The sequence below is a fragment of the Arenimonas sp. SCN 70-307 genome, from assembly GCF_001724815.1.
Lineage (GTDB): Bacteria > Pseudomonadota > Gammaproteobacteria > Xanthomonadales > Xanthomonadaceae > Arenimonas.
Genome location: NZ_MEDO01000015.1, coordinates 37,998 through 60,063, shown reverse-complemented (window position 1 = coordinate 60,063; position 22,066 = coordinate 37,998). Strand labels below are relative to the sequence as shown.

At 70.6% G+C, this 22,066-nt stretch carries 22 protein-coding genes; 5 read left to right on the top strand and 17 right to left on the bottom strand.

Annotated features, from left to right (window positions below; all coding sequences use genetic code 11):
- Positions 1-163 precede the first annotated feature (163 nt).
- The 3 genes from ABS41_RS09575 to ABS41_RS09565 are packed head-to-tail and all read right to left on the bottom strand — an operon-like array spanning position 164 to position 4,481.
- Positions 164-1,645, bottom strand: a complete 1,482-nt coding sequence (locus tag ABS41_RS09575) for an alpha/beta hydrolase (RefSeq protein WP_290593335.1) — start codon at positions 1,643-1,645, stop codon at positions 164-166.
- 5 nt (positions 1,646-1,650) lie between these two features.
- Positions 1,651-2,604, bottom strand: coding sequence for an alpha/beta fold hydrolase (locus ABS41_RS09570; RefSeq protein WP_290593333.1), 954 nt, complete (start codon positions 2,602-2,604; stop codon positions 1,651-1,653).
- Positions 2,601-4,481 carry a M1 family metallopeptidase gene (locus ABS41_RS09565; RefSeq protein WP_290593331.1) on the bottom strand — a complete coding sequence of 627 codons (1,881 nt, stop codon included), beginning with the start codon at positions 4,479-4,481 and terminating at the stop codon, positions 2,601-2,603. The genes ABS41_RS09570 and ABS41_RS09565 overlap by 4 nt, the downstream gene beginning before the upstream one ends.
- A gap of 139 nt (positions 4,482-4,620) precedes the next feature.
- Here ABS41_RS09565 and ABS41_RS09560 point away from each other — a divergent pair, with 139 nt between their 5' ends.
- Positions 4,621-6,303: a GspE/PulE family protein gene (locus tag ABS41_RS09560; RefSeq protein WP_290593329.1), complete on the top strand. Its 1,683-nt coding sequence runs from the start codon at positions 4,621-4,623 to the stop codon at positions 6,301-6,303.
- On the opposite strand, the gene ubiE is transcribed toward ABS41_RS09560, so the two are convergent.
- A complete protein-coding gene (gene ubiE, locus ABS41_RS09555) occupies positions 6,300-7,058 on the bottom strand; it encodes a bifunctional demethylmenaquinone methyltransferase/2-methoxy-6-polyprenyl-1,4-benzoquinol methylase UbiE (protein ID WP_290593327.1) in 759 nt (252 codons plus the stop codon). The two genes, ABS41_RS09560 and ubiE, sit on opposite strands and share 4 nt — an antisense overlap.
- Before the next feature lie 34 nt (positions 7,059-7,092).
- Between ubiE and ABS41_RS09550 the strand changes: the two genes are divergently transcribed.
- On the top strand, positions 7,093-7,437 hold the full coding sequence (locus ABS41_RS09550) for an ArsC/Spx/MgsR family protein (protein WP_290593325.1): 345 nt from the start codon (positions 7,093-7,095) through the stop codon (positions 7,435-7,437).
- Between the two features lie 126 nt (positions 7,438-7,563).
- Here the strand turns inward: ABS41_RS09550 and ABS41_RS09545 are convergent, their stop codons facing one another.
- The 9 genes from ABS41_RS09545 to ABS41_RS09505 form a co-directional block, all read right to left on the bottom strand.
- Positions 7,564-7,914 carry a DUF971 domain-containing protein gene (locus tag ABS41_RS09545; protein WP_290593323.1) on the bottom strand — a complete coding sequence of 117 codons (351 nt, stop codon included), beginning with the start codon at positions 7,912-7,914 and terminating at the stop codon, positions 7,564-7,566.
- 9 nt (positions 7,915-7,923) lie between these two features.
- Positions 7,924-8,517 (bottom strand): hypothetical protein, encoded by a 594-nt coding sequence (locus tag ABS41_RS09540; RefSeq protein ID WP_290593321.1) that lies wholly within the window; start codon positions 8,515-8,517, stop codon positions 7,924-7,926.
- Entirely contained in the window at positions 8,514-9,014 is a 501-nt protein-coding gene (locus ABS41_RS09535; protein WP_290593320.1) for a sigma-70 family RNA polymerase sigma factor, read from the bottom strand. The genes ABS41_RS09540 and ABS41_RS09535 overlap by 4 nt, the downstream gene beginning before the upstream one ends.
- Before the next feature lie 237 nt (positions 9,015-9,251).
- Positions 9,252-10,592 (bottom strand): ATP-dependent protease ATPase subunit HslU, encoded by a 1,341-nt coding sequence (gene hslU, locus ABS41_RS09530; protein WP_290593318.1) that lies wholly within the window; start codon positions 10,590-10,592, stop codon positions 9,252-9,254.
- A complete protein-coding gene (hslV, locus tag ABS41_RS09525) occupies positions 10,592-11,131 on the bottom strand; it encodes an ATP-dependent protease subunit HslV (RefSeq protein ID WP_290593316.1) in 540 nt (179 codons plus the stop codon). Before hslV ends, hslU begins: the two co-directional genes overlap by 1 nt.
- 154 nt (positions 11,132-11,285) lie before the next feature.
- A complete protein-coding gene (gene xerC / locus ABS41_RS09520) occupies positions 11,286-12,191 on the bottom strand; it encodes a tyrosine recombinase XerC (protein ID WP_290593314.1) in 906 nt (301 codons plus the stop codon).
- Between the two features lie 2 nt (positions 12,192-12,193).
- Complete coding sequence (locus ABS41_RS09515; RefSeq protein ID WP_290593339.1) at positions 12,194-12,868, bottom strand: DUF484 family protein; 675 nt, start codon at positions 12,866-12,868, stop codon at positions 12,194-12,196.
- Positions 12,868-13,722 (bottom strand): diaminopimelate epimerase, encoded by an 855-nt coding sequence (gene dapF / locus ABS41_RS09510; protein ID WP_290593312.1) that lies wholly within the window; start codon positions 13,720-13,722, stop codon positions 12,868-12,870. The genes ABS41_RS09515 and dapF overlap by 1 nt, the downstream gene beginning before the upstream one ends.
- The gene (locus ABS41_RS09505; RefSeq protein ID WP_290593310.1) at positions 13,719-13,832 is read right to left on the bottom strand and encodes a lipoprotein; all 114 of its coding nucleotides are present in this window, start codon (positions 13,830-13,832) and stop codon (positions 13,719-13,721) included. The genes dapF and ABS41_RS09505 overlap by 4 nt, the downstream gene beginning before the upstream one ends.
- A gap of 46 nt (positions 13,833-13,878) precedes the next feature.
- On the opposite strand from ABS41_RS09505, the gene ABS41_RS09500 reads away from it, so the two are divergent.
- On the top strand, positions 13,879-14,544 hold the full coding sequence (locus ABS41_RS09500) for a hypothetical protein (RefSeq protein WP_290593308.1): 666 nt from the start codon (positions 13,879-13,881) through the stop codon (positions 14,542-14,544).
- A 60-nt stretch (positions 14,545-14,604) separates the two neighbouring features.
- On the opposite strand, the gene ABS41_RS09495 is transcribed toward ABS41_RS09500, so the two are convergent.
- The 3 genes from ABS41_RS09495 to ABS41_RS09485 form a co-directional block, all read right to left on the bottom strand.
- Entirely contained in the window at positions 14,605-16,788 is a 2,184-nt protein-coding gene (locus ABS41_RS09495) for a S9 family peptidase (protein WP_290593306.1), read from the bottom strand.
- 2 nt (positions 16,789-16,790) lie between these two features.
- The gene (locus ABS41_RS09490) at positions 16,791-18,905 is read right to left on the bottom strand and encodes a prolyl oligopeptidase family serine peptidase (protein WP_290593304.1); all 2,115 of its coding nucleotides are present in this window, start codon (positions 18,903-18,905) and stop codon (positions 16,791-16,793) included.
- A gap of 103 nt (positions 18,906-19,008) precedes the next feature.
- Positions 19,009-19,491 (bottom strand): GNAT family N-acetyltransferase, encoded by a 483-nt coding sequence (locus ABS41_RS09485; RefSeq protein WP_290593302.1) that lies wholly within the window; start codon positions 19,489-19,491, stop codon positions 19,009-19,011.
- 66 nt (positions 19,492-19,557) lie between these two features.
- Here ABS41_RS09485 and ABS41_RS09480 point away from each other — a divergent pair, with 66 nt between their 5' ends.
- Positions 19,558-21,057: a RimK family protein gene (locus ABS41_RS09480; protein ID WP_290593300.1), complete on the top strand. Its 1,500-nt coding sequence runs from the start codon at positions 19,558-19,560 to the stop codon at positions 21,055-21,057.
- Here the strand turns inward: ABS41_RS09480 and ABS41_RS09475 are convergent.
- A complete protein-coding gene (locus ABS41_RS09475; RefSeq protein ID WP_290593298.1) occupies positions 21,017-21,337 on the bottom strand; it encodes a hypothetical protein in 321 nt (106 codons plus the stop codon). The genes ABS41_RS09480 and ABS41_RS09475 overlap by 41 nt on opposite strands.
- 126 nt (positions 21,338-21,463) lie before the next feature.
- Between ABS41_RS09475 and ABS41_RS09470 the strand changes: the two genes are divergently transcribed.
- Positions 21,464-22,033 carry a lipocalin family protein gene (locus ABS41_RS09470; RefSeq protein ID WP_290593297.1) on the top strand — a complete coding sequence of 190 codons (570 nt, stop codon included), beginning with the start codon at positions 21,464-21,466 and terminating at the stop codon, positions 22,031-22,033.
- Positions 22,034-22,066: the final 33 nt, after the last annotated feature.

The following is a 22,066-nucleotide window of genomic DNA, read 5'->3' as shown; positions in this document are numbered from 1 at the left end:
GTCGGCCACGGCCGGCCCCGATTTGCTGCTTAGACACCAACAAATCTACCGGGTCGGCCGTGCGCCACTCCCCTCAGTTGGGAGAAGAACCTTTTTTTTGGCCTCAACTTGCGAAGGCTGGAACGTCCTGCCATCGCACGGCCCGTCGGGGCGGGCTGGATCCCTAGTCCGCCTGTTGCTCGAGGGTCTGGTCGATGCGGGTGGAGAGGTAGTCGTAGAAGGGGTTGCTGCCCAGGCGCAGCAGCTGGTCGGTGCCGACCGAGAGCGCGCCGCGTTCGCCGTGCAGGGCCAGCGTGCCCAGGCGGATGCCGTAGTCCTCGTCGGTTCTTGGCGACAGGCCGTACAGCGGGTCGTCCACCGGGAACGGCAGCGCCACGTGCGAGAGCGAGTACACGTTCGGGGGATACAGGTAGGGCAGCGGCCTGAACACGACCTCGCGCTGGCCGGGTTCGCGCCGGCGCTCGGCCACGTTGGCCGACTCGGCATCCACGTTGCCCACCACCGTCAGCCGGTACGTGAAGGATTCGCCCGGCTGCAGCTCGTCGAGGATCGTGCCCGCGGAACGCCGCAGCATCGGCGCCAGCACGCCCTGCCGGTTGATGTCGAACAGCACCAGTTCGCTGCCGTTGGCCGGCAGCTGGTCGAACAGGTTGCGCACCACCGCGCGGGTGCTCACCGTGCCGTCGAGCACCGACTGGAAGGCCAGGATCGGCGGCAGCCGGTCGCTGCGCCCGGTGGCATTGAGTTGCAGCAGCTGGGTCTGCACGGCACCGACCAGCAGCCAGGACTGGCGCACGCCGTTCACCGGGAACGAGTTGTACTTGAACGGATTGAACTCCGGCTGCACGTCCAGCCAGCGCGACTTCTCGAAGTACGGTACCCACGACAGCAGCGGCATCAAGCGCGAGAACGCCGCCAGCCGGCCGATGCCGATCATCGGCGACACCATCACCAGCCGGTCGGGCACCGGAAGCCCGGCGCGGTCGCCCTCCTGCGCACGGTCCATCGCGTACTTCAGCCCCAGGGCGGCGCCGTTGGAGTAGCCGACGAGATGGAAAGGCTTGTCCTCGCCTGCCAGTGCGCGCACCTCGCGCGCCGCCAGCTCCACCGTCGCCAGCCAATCCGTCCACTGCGCGCTGCGCAGCCCCGCGGGCGCGGTGCCGTGGCCCGGCAGGCGCGGGATGACCACCACGAAGCCGCGCGCCCGGTAGATCTCGGCCAGGTGGCGCAGGCTGTAGGGCGAATCGCTCATGCCGTGGAGCATCAGCGCGCCGCCGCGCACCGGGCCTTCCGGCGCCAGCACCTGGCTGCGGTTCCAGTCGATGGCACCGTCGCGCGCGCCCAGCTGGCTCTGCGTCTCATAACGATAGCGGCCAGGTCGGGGCTCGGCGGCGAGGTGCGCGCGCAGTTCGTCGAACACCGCCTGCTCGGCGCGCAGGTAGGCAGCCCAGTCCATGTCGCGCAGTTCGCCGGCGCCCGGTTCGTTCTCGAAGTTCCAGCGGTGCCAGGGCTCGAGATCGGGCAGGCTGCGGGCGCTGAAGGCACTGCCCAGCACCACCAGCGCCGTGGCCACCAGCCAGGCCACCAGCACCCAGCGCAGCACCCGCCAGCCCGGATGGATGCCCCTGGCGAAGCCCCGGCGCAAGCGCGTCAGCCCGGCCCGCCCGCGAAAGCGTTGATCGCTTCGGCGACCTGGCGCGGCTGCGCCATCATCGGCATGTGGCCGCAGCCGCTGAGGACGACGCGGCGGCTGTCGCGCAGGCCGGCGGCGAAGACGTCGGCGGCGCTGATGTCGATCACCTGGTCGTCGCGGCACCACAGCAGCAGCGTGGGCGCGGCGATGTTGCCCAGCTCGGCCTCGAGCGCGAACGCCTCCGGACCGCGGCCGATGCCGTCGAGCACGCGCTGCTCGAAGGCGGCGTCGGCGCGGCGGCGGCGCACCAGCGCCTCGGTGGCCGGCCAGGGCACGAAGGGCGGATCGGCGAAGACGATGCCCAGGTAGCGGTGCAGCTCGGCGCGGGTGGTCACCTGGAAGGGGTTCTCGCCGGCGAGCACGGCGCTGGCGAAGGCGTTCTCCTGGTAGCGCACGCCGGCCGAGGACATCAGCACGATGCGCGGCGCGGCCTGCGGATGCCGCGAGGCCAGCAGGCCGACGATCTGGCCGCCCATCGAGTGGCCCACCACGATCTGCGGCGCCTGCGGCAGCGCGGCGATCAGCTCGGCCAGGCGCGCGGCCTGCGCCACCGGGCCGTAGTCGGCCTCATCGCGACGTTCGCTCTCGCCCCAGCCGGGCAGGTCCACGGCCAGCACGCGGTAGTCGCGCGAGAGCTCGCGCGCCAGCGGCAGCCAGTTTTCCTTGCTGCCGGTGAAGCCATGCACCAGCACCAGCAGCGGCGCGCCGGCCGGGCCGGCCTCGAAGGCGCGCCAATGGTGCCCGGCGACATCGAAGGAGGTTTCCTTGGCGCCCGCCAGCCAGCGCTGGCGCGCGAACTCGGCCTCGAGCACATATTCAGGCCGCGCGACCGCGGCGCCCAGGCCGGCCACTGCCAGCCCCACCGCGCCGGCGCGCAGCCACCAGGCGGGCCGCGCGCCGCGTCCGCTCACTGCGGCGCCGCTTCCAGCGCCGCGCGCGCCTTGGTGAGCAAGGCTTCGACCGAGCCGATCGTGATCGGATGGTAGCCCGGCCGCGCCATCGCGAAGATCTGGGTGGCGAAGGCCAGGCCGTCCTCGGTGGAGGCCAGCGCCTCGTAGGTCGGCATGATCAGCTTGCGGCGGCCGATCTTGCGCAGGAACAGGCTCATCGCCGGCCGCGCCTCGAAGTACTGGCTGCGCTCGCTGAGCGGATACCAGCGCTGGGCGATCTCGCCGTTGCCGGTGCCGGTGAAGCGGAAGGCCTGGTCGAGCTCGACCAAACGGTCGGGCTCGAGCGTGGCCGGCAGGCCCTCGAGGAAGTACACCCACTCCTGCGTGGTCCAGGCGGCGGTGGGCAGCTCGCGCGCGGCCTTGCGGTCGCCCAGCCAGTCGGCGCGGGCGGCATCGACGGCGGCCAGGCGCGGCGACTCGATGCGCGGCGCGTTGTCGGGGATGCCGGGCTGGGTCATCCAGGCCAGCACTTCCTCGCGCGTCACCTTGCCCGGGTTCTTGGCCATCAGCTCGGCCTCGAGGAAGGCCAGGAACTGCTCGCTGGTGGCGCTCTGGAAGGCGTGCTGGTCGAACCAGGCGCGCAGGAAGGGATCGAAGGCCTCGCGGCCGTAGCGCTGCTCGAGGAACTGCAGGAACCAGGCGCCCTTGTCGTAGGCCACGGCGCCCAGCGCCTCCTCCGGATCGGAACCGGCGCGCGCGGGCAGCATCAGCACCTGCTGCGCCACCGGCACCTGCTTCATCTCCTCGAGCAGGCCGTTGCGGCTGTTGACGAACTCCATGTCGGCGCGCTCCTTGCCGTACAGCGCCTCGACGATGCGGTTCTCGACGTAGCTGGTGAAGCCCTCGTTGAGCCACATGTCCTTCCAGGTGGCGTTGGTGACGAGGTTGCCCGACCACGAATGCGCCAGTTCGTGCGCGATCAGCGACACCAGCGACTTGTCGCCGGCGATCACGGTGGGCGTGATGAAGCTCAGGCGCGGGTTCTCCATGCCGCCGAAGGGGAACGAGGGCGGCAGGATCAGCAGGTCGTAGCGACCCCAGCGGTAGGGGCCGTAGAGCTGCTCGGTCACCTCGATCATCTTCTCGGTGTCCTCGAACTCCTTCACCGCGCGGTCCACCGTCTGCGGCTCGGCCCAGACGCCGGCGCGCGGCGAGATCGGCTTGAACACCAGGTCGCCGGCGGCGATGGCCATCAGGTAGCTGGGGATGGCCTGCGGCATCTCGAAGGAGTAGTCGCCGTCGCGCAGCGCGGCCGGCTCGTTGTCGGCGCTCATCAGCGCCATCACGCTGGGCGGGGTCTTGATGCGCGCGGTGTAGGTGAAGCGCACCGAGGGCGTGTCCTGCAGCGGCACCCAGCTGCGGGCGTGGATGGCCTGCGACTGGCTGAACATGAAGGGCGTCTTGCCGCCGGCGGTCATGCCCGGCGCCAGCCACTGCAGGCCCGAGGCCTGCGGCGAGGTGAGGTAGGTCACGCGCACCTGCGCGAACTGGCGCGGCAGGGTGATGGTGAGCTTGCTGCCGAAGCGCGGGTCGGCCTCGGCCAGGCTGAAGTCGAGCTCGCGCCATTTGCGGTTGCCGGTGCGGCCTTCGACCTTGGCGATCTCCAGGTCGCGGGTGTCGAGCACCAGCTCGCGCGCGGCCGGGTCGGCCCACTGCAGGTCGAACGTGGCGCTGCCGGCCAGCTGGCGCTTGTCGAAGTCGACCTCGAGGTCCAGGGCCAGGTGGCTGATGCGCACCTTCGACGGCTCCGCGTAGGAGTGCTCGTCGACGAGCCGGTCGGCCTGGGCGAAGGCCGGCAGGGGCAGCAGCAGGGCAAGCAGCAGGCTGAACAGGCGCATGGGTGTTTCCGTACGGCGGGATATCCCGATTCTATCCCAGCGGGCCCCCGGGCAAGGCCCGGCGCCCGGGACCTGACATGGCTCAAAGCGCGCCGGCCGGGCTGGGCCATACTGAAGGCATCCCACCCCGGCCAGAGCCATGTCCGCCAACGCCAAGCCCGCCTCCCCGCACCTGATCAAGGCACCCGCCGAGCTGGCCCGCTGGCTGGAGTTCTCCCAGGCCGGCTCGACCTGGAACCACGAGGGTGGCGGGCTGTCGCTGGCGCAGTGGCTGGCGCTGGGCGACGACTGCACCGAGTCGCACTACGAGCAGGCGGCCTCGCTGGGGGTGCCGCTGGCCCGGCTGTCGGGCCTCGAGCCCGACGCGTCCGCGACCGCCCTGATCCGGCCGGAGGTGGCCCGCCGCCTGCGGGCGGTGCCGCTGCTGGTGCGCGGCGGCAGCGTCGCCGTGGCGATGGAGGACCCGGGCAATGCCGAGGCCCTGAGCACGCTCGACTTCCTCTCCCGCCAGCGCGTCCAGGCGGTGCTGGCGACGGGGCGCGACATCCGCGAGGCCATCGCCCGCCACTACGACCAGGTCGAGGACCGCGACATCGCCCGCCAGCTGGGCGTGGACCCGACCGGCACGATCGTCGAAACCACCGAGCAGGAGGCGCAGCGCCTCTCGCGCGAAAAGCCGGTGGTGCGCATCGTGCACGGGCTGATCGCCGAGGCGGTGGCGCGGCGCGCCTCCGACATCCACCTGCGCCCGGGCGAGCACGGCACCGACGTGCTCTACCGCATCGACGACGAGATGGTGCCGGTGCGGCGCATCATGAGCAGCCTGCACCCGGCGGTGACCAGCCGCATCAAGGTGCTCGGTTCGATGAACCTGGCCGAGCACCGCAAGCCCCAGGACGGCCGCACCAGCTTCGTGTTCGACGACGGGCGCGCCATCGACCTGCGCATCTCGGTGCTGCCGGCGGTGTTCGGCGAGAGCGTGGTGGTGCGCCTCCTCGACACCAAGGAAGGCCTCTGGGACATCGACCAGCTCGGCCTCACGCCCGAAGACCGGCGTCGCATCGACGACGTGATGAGCCGCAGCCACGGCATGTTCCTCACCACCGGCCCGACCGGCTGCGGCAAGTCGACCACGCTGTACGCGATGCTGCTCGAGCTGCGCAAGCAGCGCATCAACATCCTCACCATCGAGGACCCGGTCGAGTTCTACATCGACGAGATCCAGCAGATGCAGGTCAACCGCGCCGCGCAGTTCACCTTCGCCAGCGCGATGCGCAACTTCCTGCGCCACGACCCGGACGTGATCATGGTGGGCGAGATCCGCGACCGCGAGACCGCCGGCATCGCCGTCGAGAGCGCGCTCACCGGCCACCTGCTGCTGTCCACGCTGCACACGAATACCGCCGCCACCACGGTCACGCGCCTGCTCGACCTGGGCGTGGAGGCCTACCTGCTGCGCGCCTCGCTGCTGGCGGTGATGTCGCAGCGGCTCGTGCGCCTGACCTGCACGCACTGCAGGGAAGTCGAGGACGTCGACCCGCACATCCGCGAAAGCCTGGGCGTGGGCCCGGACGAGGTCTTCCACAAGGGTCGCGGCTGCTCGCACTGCGACGGGCTGGGCGTGTTCAAGCGCCGCGCGGTGTACGAGCTGATGGTGGTGTCGCCGCGCATCCAGTCGCTGATCGTGCCCGGCGCCGAAGCCGACCAGATCCACGCCGCCGCGATCGAGGACGGCATGGTGCCGCTGACACAGGCCGCCGTGAACCTGGCCCGCGAGGGCCTGATCTCCCTCACCGAAGCCTGGCGCGTGCGCGCCGACTAAACCTTGTAGCCGGAGTGGATGGCGCAGATGCCGGCGCTGAGGTTGCGGTAGTCGCAGCGGGCGAAGCCGGCGGCTTCCATCATGGCCTTGAGCTCGTCCTGCGGCGGGTGCTTGCGGATCGACTCGGCCAGGTACTGGTAGCTGTCGGCGTCGTTGGCGAACAGCTTGCCCAGGCGCGGCAGCACCTGGAAGGAATGGAAGTCGTACACGGGGCGGAACCACTCGGGCTTGACCTGCGAGAACTCGAGCACCAGCGCGCGGCCGCCGACCTTGAGTACGCGGTGCATCTCGCGCAGGGCGTTGGCCTTCTCGGTGACGTTGCGCAGGCCGAAGGCAATCGTGACCAGGTCGAAGCTGGCGTCCGGAAAGGGCAGCGCCTCGGCGTTGAGCTGCACGTACTCGAGGCCGCGCACCAGGCCGCGGTCGGTGAGGCGGTCGCGGCCGACGCCGAGCATCTGCGCGTTGATGTCGCCCAGCACCACACTGCCCGTCTCGCCCACGCGCTCGTGCAGCAGCGCGGCGATGTCGCCGGTGCCACCGGCGAGGTCGAGCACGCGGTCGCCGCGCTTCACGCCCGAAGTGCCGACGAAGTAGCGCTTCCACACGCGGTGGATGCCCAGCGACATCAGGTCGTTCATCAGGTCGTACTGGCGCGCGACCGAGCTGAAGACCTGGCCGACGAGCTTCTTCTTCTCCGCCACCGGCACGTCGCGGAAGCCGAAGTGGGTGGTGCCCTGCGTGCTTTTTTCGTCCATGCGACCATTATCCCTCCATTTTCGAGGTGGCGGCATGAAGCTTTGGCATAACGCGCGGTGCAGCAAGTCGCGGGAGGCGCTGGCCTGGCTCGCGGCGCGGGGGCTGCAGGCCGAGGTGGTGGACTACCTGGGGCAGCCGCCCTCGGCGGCGGCCGTGCTGGCCCTGCTGGGCAAGCTGGGCGGGGACCCGCGGGCGCTGGTGCGCTTCAAGGAGGACGAGGCCCGGGAACTGGGCCTGGCCGCCACCGACGAGAGGCCGGCGGCCGAATGGGCGGCGCTGCTGGCGGCGCACCCGCGGCTGATCGAGCGGCCGGTGCTGGAGGTGGGCGGGAAGGCGGTGATTGGCCGGCCCGTCGAGCGGTTCCAGGAATTCCTTTAGGAATCCCGTGGGGAGGGCCGTCAGGCCCGACAGGCAGGTCGCTTCAACACGAACCAGGTTGATTTTATCCAACCAGGTTCATTTGCCAGCCCGAAAATGAACCTGGTTGGATAAAATCAACCTGGTTCACCGGCTTTGGCCGGCGGCTTCGAGGGCGGCGAGGTAGGCGGCCCAGCGCGTGTCGTATTCCTCGCCCAGCGTGGCCAGCAGGCTCCAGCTGAACAGGCCGCTTTCGTGGCCGTCGTCGAAGCGCAGCAGTACGGCGTAGTGGCCCACCGGGTCGATGGCGCGGATGTTCACGTCGCGCTTGCCGGCCACCAGCACCTTCTGGCCCGGGCCGTGGCCCTGCACTTCGGCGCTGGGCGATTCGACCCGCAGGTATTCGCAGGGCAGCCGGAAGCGCCGGCCGTCCTCGAAGGCCACTTCGAGGACGTGCGAGGCGCGGTGCAGGACGAGGTCGGTGGGGCGAGGGCTCATGCCGCCATTTTACGGCCCGCGCAGCTGGCCGCGGAGCGCAAGCAGGCGCTCGCGGCGCTGGCGTGCACCGCGGCAGCGGGCCAGGCCGTAAAGGCCGATGAGCGGGATCACCACGACGTTGGCGCCCAGGGCGCCCACCAGGCCGCTCACCTGCTCGATGGGCCAGTCGCCGTGCAGGCCGGCCATCAGCACCGCAAAGATCACCACCCACAGCACCAGCACCGACCACATGCCGAAGCGCCAGTAGTGCTCGGTGCCGGCGCAGCGGCGCAGTTCAAGCTCGACCAGGGCCTCGGCATCGAGGCCGGCCTCGCTCCAGTCGTGGCGGCGGCGCCAGAGCACGTAGCCCTGGTAGGGAATCATCGACAGCGCCAGGGCGCCGAAAAGCCAGCGCTCCATCGGCACGGCGCCCTCGCGCAGGGCGATCCAGCCCACCAGCAGCATCGCCAGCAGCGCCATGAACGTTTCCGCCACCAGCGTCCAGCGCAGTCGGCGGCCCTGGCGGCCGGCCTCTCCGCGCAGCGCCTCGACGTCCACCGCCGGCACGGCCTGCTCGCGCCAATCCGAGCCCAGGGCGTCCCATTCCTTCATCGGCCCGTTCATGCCGTCTCTCCCAGCCATTCGTTGAGCTGCCGGCGCGCGCGGCTCAGGCGCTGCGCGACGGTGTTTTCCTCGACGCCCAGCGCCTCGCCGATCTCCCGCAGGGCGAAGCCTTCCAGCGCCAGCACCACCACCTGGCGCTGGCCGAGCGGCAGCTGGCGCACGGCGGCCACCAGGCCGGCGCGGCGCTGGTGCGCCTCGGCGTGTTGCACGGGCGTGGCGCCGGGGTCGGGATGCTCGTCGTGCAGCTCCTCGCCGCGGGCGTTGCGCTCGCGCGCGAGGTGGTCGATGGCGCGGTTGTGGGCCACGCGCGCCACGAAGGTGCGCAGCGAGGATTCGCCGCGCCAGCGCGGCAGGGCCTTCCACACGGCGAGGCTGACTTCCTGCAGCAGGTCGTCGCGGCGGGCCGGCTCGGCCTCGTAGCTGCCGGCGATGCGCGCAAGCATCGGCCCCTGCTCGGCCAGCACGTCCTCGATGCGCGGGCTGGCGGGGGCGTCCATGGGCTCGGCGGGGATCCGTGACTCAGGCGGCCGCGCGGTGCGCGGCGTCGGGGTGGCGGTGGCGAGGGCGGCGGGCACGGCGGTCGGTCGCTCCAAGGGGGCTTGGATCAACAGACCGGCGCCGCGCGGAAAACCTGACAAGCCAGTGAACCAGGTTCATTTTACGGCCCGGGATACACCGGCATTCCGGGGCATTTCGCGCCGTAAAATGAACCTGGTTCACGTGGTTCAGCTTGGTCAGAGGATGTAGCGGCTCAGGTCCGGGTCCTGCACGGCGTCGCCCAGCTGCTCGTCGACCATGGCGCGGTCGATCATCAGCGACAGCCCGCCCTTGTCGGGGGCCTCGAAGCTGAGCTTCTCGAGCAGCTTCTCGAGCACGGTGTGCAGGCGGCGGGCGCCGATGTTCTCCTGGCGCTCGTTGACCAGGAAGGCGATCTCGGCCAGCCGGTCGATGGCGCTGTCGTCGAAGCCGATGTTCACGCCCTCGGTGGCCAGCAGCGCCATGTACTGGCGCACCAGCGCGTTCTTCGGCTCGGTGAGGATGCGCTTGAAGTCGGCCTGGCTGAGCGCGGTGAGCTCGACGCGGATCGGGAAGCGACCCTGCAGCTCCGGGATCAGGTCCGAGGGCTTGGCCAGGTGGAAGGCGCCCGAGGCGATGAACAGGATGTGGTCGGTGCGGATGGTGCCGTACTTGGTGCTGACGGTGCTGCCCTCGACCAGCGGCAGCAGGTCGCGCTGCACGCCCTCGCGGCTCACGTCGCCGCCGCCGACGGCGTCCTGGCGGCGCGCCACCTTGTCGATCTCGTCGATGAAGACGATGCCGTTCTGCTCGCAGGCCGCCACGGCCTGGGCGCGGATCTCCTCCTCGTTGACCAGCTTGGCCGCCTCCTCCTCGAGCAGCAGCGGCCGCGCGGCCTTCACCGCGAGCATGCGCTTCTGCGTCTTGCCGCCGCCCAGGCTCTGGAACATCTGGCGCAGCTGGGCGCCCATCTCCTCCATGCCCGGCGGCGTCATCAGGTCCATGCCGCCGGCCATCGGCGGCGCCAGCTCGAGCTCGATCTCGCGGTCGTCGAAATCACCGGCGCGCAGCTGGCGGCGGAGCTTGTTGCGGGTTTCGCTCTCGCCCTCGGCGCCGACCTCGATGGCGAAGCCGGGGCCACGGCGGCGCGGCAGCAGGGCATCGAGGATGCGGTCCTCGGCGCGCTCCTCGGCCAGGGTGCGCACGCGCTGCTTGGCCTGCTCGCGGAACATCTTCACCGCGCCGTCGGCGAGGTCGCGGATGATCTGCTCGACGTCCTTGCCGACGTAGCCCACCTCGGTGAAGCGCGTGGCCTCGACCTTCACGAAGGGCGCGTTCGCCAGCGCCGCCAGGCGGCGCGCGATCTCGGTCTTGCCCACGCCGGTGGGGCCGATCATCAGGATGTTCTTGGGCATCACCTCGTCGCGCAGCGAAGGATCGAGCTGCATGCGCCGCCAGCGGTTGCGCAGCGCGATGGCCACGGCGCGCTTGGCGCCGGCCTGGCCGATGATGTAGCGGTCGAGTTCGCCGACGATCTCGCGGGGGGTCAGTTCGGACATCACAGTTCCTCGATGACGAGGTTGCGGTTGGTGTAGATGCAGATGTCGCCGGCGACGTTGAGCGCTGCCTCGGCGATGGCGCGGGCGTCGAGTTCGCTGTGCTGCATCAGCGCGCGGGCCGCGGCCAGGGCGTAGGGGCCGCCGGAGCCGATGGCGATGATGCCGTCGTCGGGCTCGATCACGTCGCCGGTGCCGGAAATGACCAGCGAGGTCTGCGCATCGGCCACCGCCAGCAGCGCCTCGAGCTTGCCGAAGCGGCGGTCGGTGCGCCATTCGCGCGCCATCTCGACGGCGGCGCGCACGAGCTGGCCGCCGTGCTTCTCGAGCTTGGATTCGAACAGCTCCTGCAGCGTGAAGGCATCGGCCGCGGCGCCGGCGAAGCCGGCGATCACCTTGCCGCCGGCCAGCTTGCGCACCTTGCGGGCATTGCCCTTCATCACCGTGTGGCCCAGCGTGACCTGGCCGTCGCCGGCGACGACGACCTTGCCGTGGCGGCGGACCGACAGGATGGTGGTGGCGTGGAAGGTTTGGGGGTCCATGGGCACTCCATTGCGGGCGTCCTACCGTTCTGGGGGCGGCCTGGCGACAAGCCAAGGGGTGACAAGAAAGGGGGTCAGGTTCACTTATCGGGAGACGCTCCCCGGGGAATTCGCGAATCACATCCCCGATAAGTGAACCTGACCCCCTTTCTTGTCACGCGGGTTTTTTGCGGCGGGCGCGGGGGTGTGCGGCGTCGTACACCTTGGCCAGGTGCTGGAAGTCGAGGTGGGTGTAGATCTGGGTGGTGGCGATGTCGGCGTGGCCCAGCAGTTCCTGCACACCGCGCAGGTCGCCGCTGGACTCGAGCACGTGGCTGGCGAAGCTGTGCCGCAGCAGGTGCGGATGCACGCGCTTGAACAGGCCCTGGCGCATGGCCAGCTCGCGCAGCCGCGCCTGCACCGTGCGCGGGCTGATCGGCCCGCCGCTGCGGCCGGGGAACACCGGCGAATCCGCAGCAGGTTTGCTCTCGTCGCGCCACGCCGCCAGCGCCGTGCGGGCGTGGCTGCCCACCGGCACCAGGCGGGTCTTGCCGCCCTTGCCCACCACCGTCACCAGGCCCTCGGCCAGGTCGAGCGCGCCCCAGCGCAGGCCGCACAGCTCGCTCAGGCGCAGGCCGGAGGAATAGAACAGCTCGAGCATGGCCCGGTCGCGCAGGCCCAGCGGGGCATCGGTGGGCACCTCGACCAGGCGCCCGGCCTCGTCGGCATCGAGCACCTGCGGCAGCTTGCGCGGCGCCTTGGGCGCGCGCAGGCCGAGCGCCGGGTTGAGTTCGCTGCCGTGCTCGCGGCCCAGCCAGCCGAAGAAGCTGCGGATGGCCGACAAGCGACGCTGCAGGCTCTTGCCCGACAGCCCGCGCCGGTGCGCGCCGGCGACGTAGGTGCGCAGCGCTTCCTGGCGCAGGCGCGTCCACTGCTCCAGCCCGGAATCGCGCATCCAGCCGGCCAGGTCGGCCAGGTCGCGGCGATAGGCCGAAATCGTGTGCGGCGACATCCGGCGCTCGACCGCCAGCCACGCCAGGAAGGCGTCGACCTCCGGCTGCAGCGGCGCGGCGCCGGTCATGCTCAGTCGCGCGGCGCGCGGCCCAGCGCGGTCACCAGGGCCTCGGACATCAGGCGCAGGAACAGCGTGCCCATGCCCGGGAAGAAGCGGTTGGCGTCGGAACTGCCCACCGCCAGCATGCCCACGCCGGGCAGCGGCAGCAGCACGGCCGAGGCGGCCTCGGCGGCGCGCGGGCCGAACAGCAGCGCCAGCTTGTCCTGGTTGAGGCGGCCGGTGAGCGGCTCGCCGGCGGCCATGAAGTCGCGGAAGGGCGCCAGCGCGGCGTCGCCCTGCGCGACCACCTGCAGCCAGTCGGCCTCCAGGCCCGGCACGGCCTCGAACAGCACCACGCGCACCAGCTCGCCGCGGAAGTCCTCGCCCAGCACCGCCACCATCGTGCGCAGCGTTTCGGCGGGGCCGTTGGCGCGCATCAGCGCCAGGCTCAACTGGTGCGTGCGCACGGCCAGGCGCTCGTTCTCCTGCGCGTTGGCGTAGAGCTCGTTCAGGCGACGGGTGAGCTCGCGGTTCTTGTCGCGCAGCACGTCGAGCTGGTAGCTGGCCAGCGAGGCCGCCTGCCCTTCTTCCTTGGGCACCACCAGCGACACCGCCAGGTCCGGGAACTGCGCCAGGAACTTCGGGTGGCGTCGCAGGAAGGCCGCGACTTCATGGGCGCCCAGGCGCTCGCTCTTCTCGTCCATCATTCGGGTTGCTCCAGCAGCAGTTCGCCTTCGAACACGAAGGCGGTGGGGCCGGCCATGACGACGGGTGCGTCGTCGGCGGGCCAGGTGATTTCGAGCGTGCCGCCGGGCAGCTCGACGAAGGCATGGCGCGCGAGGCGGCCGCGGCGCACCAGCGCCACCACGGCGGCGCAGGCGCCGCTGCCGCAGGCCAGGGTTTCGCCGGCGCCGCGCTCGAACACGCGCAGGCGGATGCGGTCGGGCGCGAGCACCTGGGCGAAGCCCACGTTCACGCCTTCGGGGAACTCAGGCCGGGCCTGCAGCGCCGGGCCGAGCGTGGCCACGGGCGCGGCGGCGACATCGGCCACTTCGACGACGGCATGCGGGTTGCCCATCGAGACGACGCCGAAGGCCACCTCGCCTTCAGCCAGCGCGAGGCGGTGCTCGGTGGCGTCGCCGGCGGCCAGGAAGGGAATTTCCGCCGGCGCCAGGCGCGGGCGGCCCATGCCGACGGCGTAGCGGCCTTCGCCCAGGGCCTCGGCCTGCACGGGGCCAGCGGGGCTGTCGAGCCGGAAGCGCGGCGTGGCGGCGGCGCCGTCGCGGCGCAGCCAGGCGGCGACGCAGCGCGCACCGTTGCCGCACTGGTTGGCGGCCGAGCCGTCCGCGTTCCAGATGCGGTAGCGCGCCAGGCAGGCGGGGTCGGCGCTGTCCTCGATGGTCAGCAGCTGGTCGCAACCCACGCCCTGGTGGCGGTCGGCGAGCCGGCGCGCCAGCCCGGGCGCGGGCGCGGGGCGGCCGCCGCGCAGGTCGAGCACGACGAAATCATTGCCTGCGCCGTGCATCTTGGAAAAGCGCAGGGCCCGCCCCGGGCTCATGGCGCGGCGGTGGCGGTGGCCGGGGCCGGGCGCACCAGGTCGCCCTTGTTGCCGCAGGCGGCGACCAGGACGAGGGCGAGCAGGAGCATCAGCACGCGAGAGGTTTTCATGCGGCGAGTATAGTCCGGGGCTGGACTGCAGCGAATGGAGGCCGGGATGTCGCTTTCGGGCGGATTGTTCACCGCCGCGCTGGTGCTGGCCGTGCTGGGGCTGCTGCCCTGGTTGCCCCGGCGCCGCAAGCGCACGCTGCGCCCGCAGCCGCGCCGCGGCTGGTCCGGGCGCCTGCTCGGCGCGCTGGTGCTGGGCCTGGCCCTGGTGCTGGCGGGCACGGGCGCGCTGCTGCGGCAGTACCAGTGGCTGCTGGCCGACGTGCCGGTGGCTTCGATCGCCCTGCGCCAGCTGGGCAGCCAGCACTTCGAGGCCACGGTGGTGCTGGGCGAAGACCCGCCGCGGGTGCTGGAACTGCGCGGCGACCAGTGGCAGCTCGACGCCCGGGTGATCCGCTGGACCCTGGGCGGCCAGCTGGCGGGCCTGCCGCCGGTCTATCGCTTCGAGCGGCTCTCGGGCCGCTACGCCGAGCCGGCGCAGGAGCGCACGGCCCAACGCAGCGTGCACGACCTGCGCGAAGGCTGGGATTTCTGGGAATTCCGCCAGCGCTGGCTGGCCGGCCTGCCCATCGCCGACGCCCGCTGGGGCAGCGCCGCCTACCTGCCGATGATCGACGGCGCCCGCTTCGACATCGCGCTCAACCCGCAGGGCGGCCTGGTCGCCACCCCCGCCGACCCCCGCACCGAACTCCTCCTCCAGCAAGCCGGCTGGTGAGGAACGAGAAAGGGGGTCAGGTTCACTTCCGGGAAGTGAACCTGACCCCCTTTCTTTGTTTCAGAGCAGGCCGAGGTGGTGGAGGACGAAGGCGTATTCTTCGGCGCGTTCGCGGTAGCGCTGGAAGCGGCCGGACTTGCCGCCGTGGCCGGCTTCCATGTTCGTGCGCAGCAGCAGCGGCTGGTTGTCGGTCTTGGTGGCGCGCAGGCGGGCGACCCACTTGGCCGGCTCGAAGTACTGCACCTGGCTGTCCCACAGGCCCGTGGTCACCAGCAGCGGCGGGTAGGCCTGGGCCTTGACCTGGTCGTAGGGCGAGTACGACAGCATGTAGTCGTAGTACACCGGGTCCTTCGGGTTGCCCCACTCGTCGAACTCGTTGGTGGTGAGCGGGATCGACTCGTCGAGCATCGTCGTCACCACGTCCACGAAGGGCACGTGCGCCACCATGGCCGCGTACTTCTCGGGCGCCATGTTGGCCACCGCGCCCATCAGCAGGCCGCCGGCGCTGCCGCCCATCGCCGCCACGCGGCCCGGGGCCGCGTAGCCCTCGGCCACCAGGAAGTCGGTGACGTCGATGAAGTCGGTGAAGGTGTTGATCTTGTTGAGCAGCTTGCCGTCGTCGTACCACTGGCGACCCATCTCCTGGCCGCCGCGGATGTGCGCCACCGCGTACACCGCGCCGCGATCGACCAGGCTGATGACGTTGGCGTTGAAGCCCGGGTCCGAGCTCGAGCCGTAGGAGCCGTAGCTGTACTGGTACAGCGCGGCCGTGCCGTCCTTGGCGAAGCCCTTGCGGTAGAGCACCGACACCGGCACCTTCGTGCCGTCGCGGGCCGTGGCCCACAGGCGCTCGGTGACGTAGTTGTTCTTGTCGAAGCCGCCCAGCACCGGCTGCTCCTTGAGCATGCGGCGCTCGCCGGTGGCGGTGTTGAGCTCGTAGGTCGTCGCCGGCGTGGTCAGCGAGGTGTAGCTGTAGCGCAGCCAGTCGGTGCCCGGCTCGGCGTTGACCGACATGCCCATCGCGTAGGCGCTTTCGTCGGCCTTGACGAACTCGTCGCGCTGGCCGTCCCAGTCGCGGATGCGGATGCGCTGCAGGCCGCCGCTGCGCTCGGACACGGCGATGAAGCCGTCGAACAGCGTGACGCCCGAGATCAGCACCTCCTCCGAGTGCGGGATCATCTCCTGCCAGAGCTTGCGGTCGCCCCAGGCCTGGCCGTCGGCCAGGCTCATGACGCGGAAGTTGGTGGCGTCCCAGTTGGTGTTGATCACCCAGCGGCCGTTGAGGTGGTCGGCCTGGTACTCGAAGTCGCGCTCGCGCGGCGCCAGCACCTTGAACTCGCCCGGCGCGTCGGCGTCGGTGCAGCGCATCTCCGACGACACCGTGCTGCTCACGCCGATGCACAGGTACTCGTCGGAGCGGGTGCGGCCCATGCCCATGTAGAAGGTGTCGTCCTTCTCTTCGTACACCAGCCTGTCGGCTTCGACCGGCGTGCCCAGCACGTGCGCCTTGACGCGCTTGGTGAGCAGCGTGGTCGGGTCGTTCTCGATGTAGTAGAGCGTGCGGTTGTCGTTGCCCCACATCAGGCTGTTCGACGCGCCGGTGATGCGGTCGGCCAGCACCTCGCCGGTGGCCAGGTCCTTGACCTGGATGACCATCTGGCGGCGGCCGACCTCGTCGGAGGCGAACGCGGCCAGGCGGCCGTCGGGGCTGACCTCGATGCTGCCGAGCTGGAAGAAGTTCTTGCCCTCGGCCATCTGGTTGACGTCGAACATCACCTGCTCGGGCGCCTCCATCGTGCCCTCGCGGCGGGCGTGGATGGGGTACTCCTTGCCGGTCTCGAAGCGCGTGTAGTACCAGTAGCCGTCCTCGAAGTAGGGCACGCTCGAGTCGTCCTGCTTCACCCGGCCCACGAGCTCCTCGTAGAGCGCGTCCTGCGTCGCCTTGAGCGGGCCCATCACCTGGTCGGCGTAGGCGTTCTCGGCGTTGAGGTAGGCCAGCACGGCCTCGTCCTTGCGGGTGTCGTCGCGCAGCCAGTAGTACTCGTCCTCGCGCGAGGCGCCGTGCGGCGCCACCACCTGGTACGGGCGCTTTTCGGCCACCGGCGCGCCGGCGAGGTCGCCCAGGCGCGAGGTGGACGCGGGCTGGGCGCTGGCCGCCGGCGCATCGGCCGGGGCCTGGCGGTCGCAGCCGGCGAGGGAAACGGCCAGCAGGGCCGCGGTCAGGGGAAGCAGGCGCAGTTTCATGGTCACTTGCCCTCGAAGAGCTTCTGCTTGAGGAAGGTGTAGGCCAGCGCGCCCATGTAGGCCGACTGGGCGTTGTTGGCGGCGCCGCCGTGGCCACCCTCGATGTTCTCGTAGTAGGTGACGTCGTGGCCCTGCGCCTCCATCAGCGCCATCATCTTGCGGGCGTGGCCCGGGTGGACGCGGTCGTCGCGGGTGGAGGTGGTGAACAGCACCGGCGGGTACTTCACGTCCTTGCTGACGTTCTGGTACGGCGAGAACTTGCGCAGGAAGGCCCACTCCTCCGGCTTGTCCGGGTCGCCGTACTCGGCCATCCAGGACGCGCCGGCCAGCAGCTTGTGGTAGCGCTGCATGTCGAGCAGCGGCACCTGGCAGACGACGGCGCCGAACAGCTCCGGGTACATCACCGTCATGTTGCCCATCAGCAGGCCGCCGTTGCTGCCGCCCTGGATGCCCAGGCGCCTGGGCTGGGTGACCTTGCGGGCGATCAGGTCCTCGGCCACGGCCGCGAAGTCCTCGTAGGCCTTGTTGCGGTTTTCCTTGAGCGCGGCCTGGTGCCAGCGCGGGCCGTACTCGCCGCCGCCACGGATGTTGGCCACCACGTACACGCCGCCGTCGGACAGCCAGGCCTTGCCCACGCCCGCCGAATAACCCGGGGTGAGCGAGACCTCGAAGCCGCCGTAGCCGTAGAGCAGGGTCGGGTTGTCGCCGTCGAGCCGCAGGTCCTTGCGCGAGACCATGAAGTAAGGAACCTTGGTGCCGTCCTTGCTGGTCGCGAAGTGCTGCTCGATGCGGTAGGGCGAGGCGTCGAAGAAGGCCGGCAGCTGCTTGAGCGTCTCGGGCTGCTTGCCGATCTCGCCGATCAGCAGCGAGGTCGGGGTCAGGTAATCGGCCACCGTCATGAAGTAGGCGTTGGACTCATCGGCGTCCACCGCGCTGATGCCGACGGTGCCGAACTGCGGCGCGCCCACCAGCGGCTCCTTCTTCCAGCCATCCTCGCCCGGGGTGAGCACGTAGATGCGGTTCTTGACGTCCTCGAGGACGTTGATGAAGTAGTAGTCCTTGGTCGCGCCCGAGCTGGCCAGCGAGGTGTTGGCGGTGGGCTCGAACAGCACGTCGAAGTCGCGGTCGCCGGCCAGGAAGGCGTCGAGCTTGATGGCCAGCAGCGAGCCGGCCGGGTGCTCCTTGCCGCCCACGGTCCAGGGCTGGCGCAGCTCGACGCTCAGCCACTCGCGGAACACGCCCTTCTGGGCACCGTCGGGCAGCTCGAGCTTGGTGAGCTTGTCGCCCTCGCCGCGCAGGTAGAGCTCGTTGGTGTAGAAGGTCAGGCCGCGGTAGACGAAGTCGCGCTCGTAGCCCGGGGTGTCGTCGCGGTAGGCGCCGACCGAGATGTCGCTGGCCTGGCCCTCGAAGATCGTGCGGGCCGCCGTCAGCGGCGTACCGCGCTTCCATTCCTTGGCGATGCGCGGGTAGCCCGAGTCGGTCATCGAACCGTCGCCGAAATCGGTGCTCACGTAGACGGTGTCGATGTCGATCCAGTTCACCTGGCCCTTGGCCTCGGGCCGGCTGAAGCCGCCCTCGACGAAGGCCTTGTCGGAAACGTCGAACTCGCGGGTCACGGTGGCGTCGGCGCCGCCGCGGCTGAGGTCGATCAGGCAGCGGTCGTACTCGGGGCGCAGGCACTCGGCGCCGGCCCAGACCCAGTTCACGCCCTCGGCCTTGCCGAGCGCGTCGATGTCGAGCAGGACCTCCCACCGGGGCTGGTCCTTGCGGTACTCCTCGAGCGTGGTGCGGCGCCAGACGCCCTGCGGATTGTCGCGGTCGCGCCAGAAGTTGTAGTAGTAGTCGCCCATCTTGCCCACGTAGGGAATGCGGGCGTTGGAGTCGAGGATCTCGAGCAGGCTGGTGCGCACCTGTTCGAAGCGCGGGTCGCCGGCCAGGGCCTCCTTGGAGACGGCGTTGCGCGCACGCACCCAGTCCAGCGCTTCCTGGCCCTCGACGTCTTCAAGCCAGAGGTAGGGGTCGTCGGGAAGCGTGTGCATGGTCGGCTGCTGGCCCGTGGCGGGCAGGGAGAGGGTGAGCGCGCCGGCGGTGAGCCAGGCGAGGGTGGTCAGGCGCATTGGGTGGTTCCCCGGTGTGGTGCAAGCCCCGGACGCTAGCACGGCCCCTTGTTAACCCGCCGTAGGCCTTTCGTCATGCCCCAAGAAAGGGGGTCAGGTTCACTTACCCGGGCGCTCGGCGCCCGGGTAAGTGAACCTGACCCCCTTTCTCGTAGCGCCAGCCGTTGGTGCCGTCTTGGTAGTAGGCCGGCAGCGTGGCGGTGCGGCGGTAGCCGGCGGCTTCGTAGAGGGCGGCGGCGGCGTGGTTGTCCTGGCGGACTTCGAGGCGCAGGCCGGTGCGGCCGGCGGCGCGGGCCTGGCGCCCGGCGTCGGCCAGCAGTCGGCGGCCCAGGCCCTGGCCGCGGGCGGCCGGGTCCACGGCGATCGAATAAAGACGGGCCCAGGCGCTGCCCTTCCGGAACAGCAGCAGGTGGTAGCCCAGCAGCCGGCCGCCGGCCACGGCCACCCGCAGCCGGGCCCGCGGGTTGGCCAGGTGGTGGCGGAACTGGCGGGCCGAGAGCCGGTCGCCCGGGAAGCCGGCCTCCAGCGCGAGCAGGGCGGGCAGGTCGTCGGGGCGGGCGTCGCGCAGGCGGGATTCGGCAGGCATGCCGGCAGTCTATCCAAGCCGCCGCCGAAGGCTCATGCTGCGCGCCATCGCCCCCGCCCCGCCGCCATGAGCCGCCTCGTCATCGTCGTTGAAAAGCCCTCGGACTGGGGCGCCTTCTATCCCTCCGACAACGTGGTGGCCGCCGCGGACTACCTGCGCGGCGACGTGGGCGCCGAGGGTGAACGCACCCAGGTGATCAACCTGTGCCGCAGCTACAAGTACATGGGCACCGGCTACTACGTGTCGCTGCTGGCCGAGGCGCGCGGCCACAAGGTGATCCCCAGCGTGCGCACCATCAACGACCTGCGCCGGCGCTCGCTCTACGGCCTGGACATCGAGGACCTCAACGCGAGCCTGGGCAAGTTCCTGCCGGAGGGCTCGCGCGACGCCAGCGACTTCGGGCTGCTGGTGTACTTCGGCCGCACCCACTACGCGCCGCTCGAGGACCTGGCCCAGCAGGTGTTCGAAACCTTCCCCTGCCCGGTGCTGCGCATCGAGTTCGAGCGCCAGCGGGTGTGGCAGATCGCGGCGATCAAGCCGGCCAGCCTGCACACGCTGACCGACGACCAGGAAACCGCCTTCGCCGACGCGCTCGACGCCTTCAGCAAGAAGCTCTGGCGCAAGCCACGCGCGCGCCGCAAGTACCGCTACGACCTGGCCATGCTGCAGGACCCGGACGAGCCGATGCCGCCGTCGAACAAGAAGGCGCTCAAGTCCTTCATCGAGGCGGGCAAGGAACTCGACATCGAGGTCGACCCGATCGGCCGGCGCGACTTCGCGCGGCTGGCCGAGTACGACGGGCTGTTCATCCGCGAGACCACCGCGGTCGACAACCACACCTACCGCTTCGCCCACCGCGCCGAGCGCGAGGACATGGTGGTGATCGACGACCCGCAGTCGATCCTGCGCTGCACCAACAAGATCTACCTGCACGACCGCCTGCGCGGCCGCAAGCTGCCCACGCCGCGCACCGAGATCGTGTTCCGCGACGACGCCCGCAAGCTCGCCGCCCTGCCCGACCTGCTGGGCCTGCCGCTGGTGCTGAAGATCCCCGACGGCAGCTTCTCGCGCGGCATCCACAAGGTGGCCACGCCCGAAGAGCTGAAGTCGGCCGCCGAGCTGCTGTTCCAGCAGACCGCGCTGCTGCTGGCGCAGGAGTTCGTGCCCACCGAGTTCGACTGGCGCATCGGCGTGCTCGACGGCGAGCCCCTGTACGCCTGCCAATACTTCATGTCGCGCGGGCACTGGCAGATCTACGACCACGCCGCCAAGGCCGGCGGCAAACCGGGCACGGTGCGCTCGGGCGGCTTCAAGACCCTGCCCATCCGCGAGGCGCCGGCCGAAGTGGTGCGCCTGGCCACCCGCGCCAGCAACGCCATCGGCAACGGGCTTTATGGCGTGGACCTGAAGGTGGTGAAGGACCGCACGGTGATCATCGAGGTCAACGACAACCCCAGCATCGACGCCGGCGTCGAGGACGCCTACCTGGGCGAGGACCTGTACCGCCGCATCATGGCCGAGTTCCTCAGGCGGCTCGAGCGAAAGCGGCTCGGCGTGCGCGACTGACCGGACGCGCCGCCCGCGCGGCAAAACGCTGGCGGCGGCGTGGCGTGGCGCGGACGAGGTGCGCACGCCACGCCGTCGCCAGGAAGCGGCGATGCAGCGTGAGCAGGGCCAGGGCCGGCAGCGCCAGCAGCCAGGCGGAGGCGACGGGGCCGAGCAGGAACTGGCCGAAGCTCAGCGGCGGCAGGACGACGGCCAGCGCGGCCAGGCCCAGGAGCTGCCAGAGCGCGCGGGCCAGGACGGGGTCGACGGAGGGCTCGGGGTCGGTGCGGAAGCGGGCCATGGGCGTGTCCTCGGTGGGCGTGGAGGCAGCCTGCCGGGCCGGTGTCTCAGGGACCGAGACGCCGGATTGACGCCACCTTCAGCGCGCCCCGGGCAGGCTATGCACCACCATCCTCGGGAGCCGCCCATGCGCCGCCTCGCCACCCCGTTCGCCCTTGCGCTCCTGCTGGCCCTGCTGGCCGGCTGCGCCAGCACCGGAGGAACCGCCATGCCCCCGCTCCGCACCGAAGCCAGCGTCGACCTCGAGCGCTACATGGGCCGCTGGTGGGTGATCGCCAACGTCCCCTACTTCGCCGAGCGCGGCAAGGTCGCCACGGCCGACGTCTATGCGCTGCGCGAGGACGGCCGCATCGCCAACACCTACGTCTACCGCAAGGCCTTCGACAAGCCCGAGAAGTCGATGAACGGCGTGGCGACCGTCGTGCCCGGCACCAACAACGCTCAGTGGCGCATTGCCTTCTACGGCGGCCTGGTGAAGGCCGACCTGCTGGTGATGGAGGTGGCGCCCGATTACTCCTGGGCGCTGATCGGCCACCCCAAGCGCAAGCTGGCCTGGATCTTTGCCCGCGAGCAGACCATGGACGAAGCGCTCTACCAGCGCCTGCGCGCCCGCTTCGCCGACTGGGGCTACGACCCGGAGACGATCTCGAAGGTGCCCCAGCTGGCCGAACAAGCCGGCCAACCCGGCTTTCAATGAACCAAACGAACCAGGTTGATTTTATCCAACCTG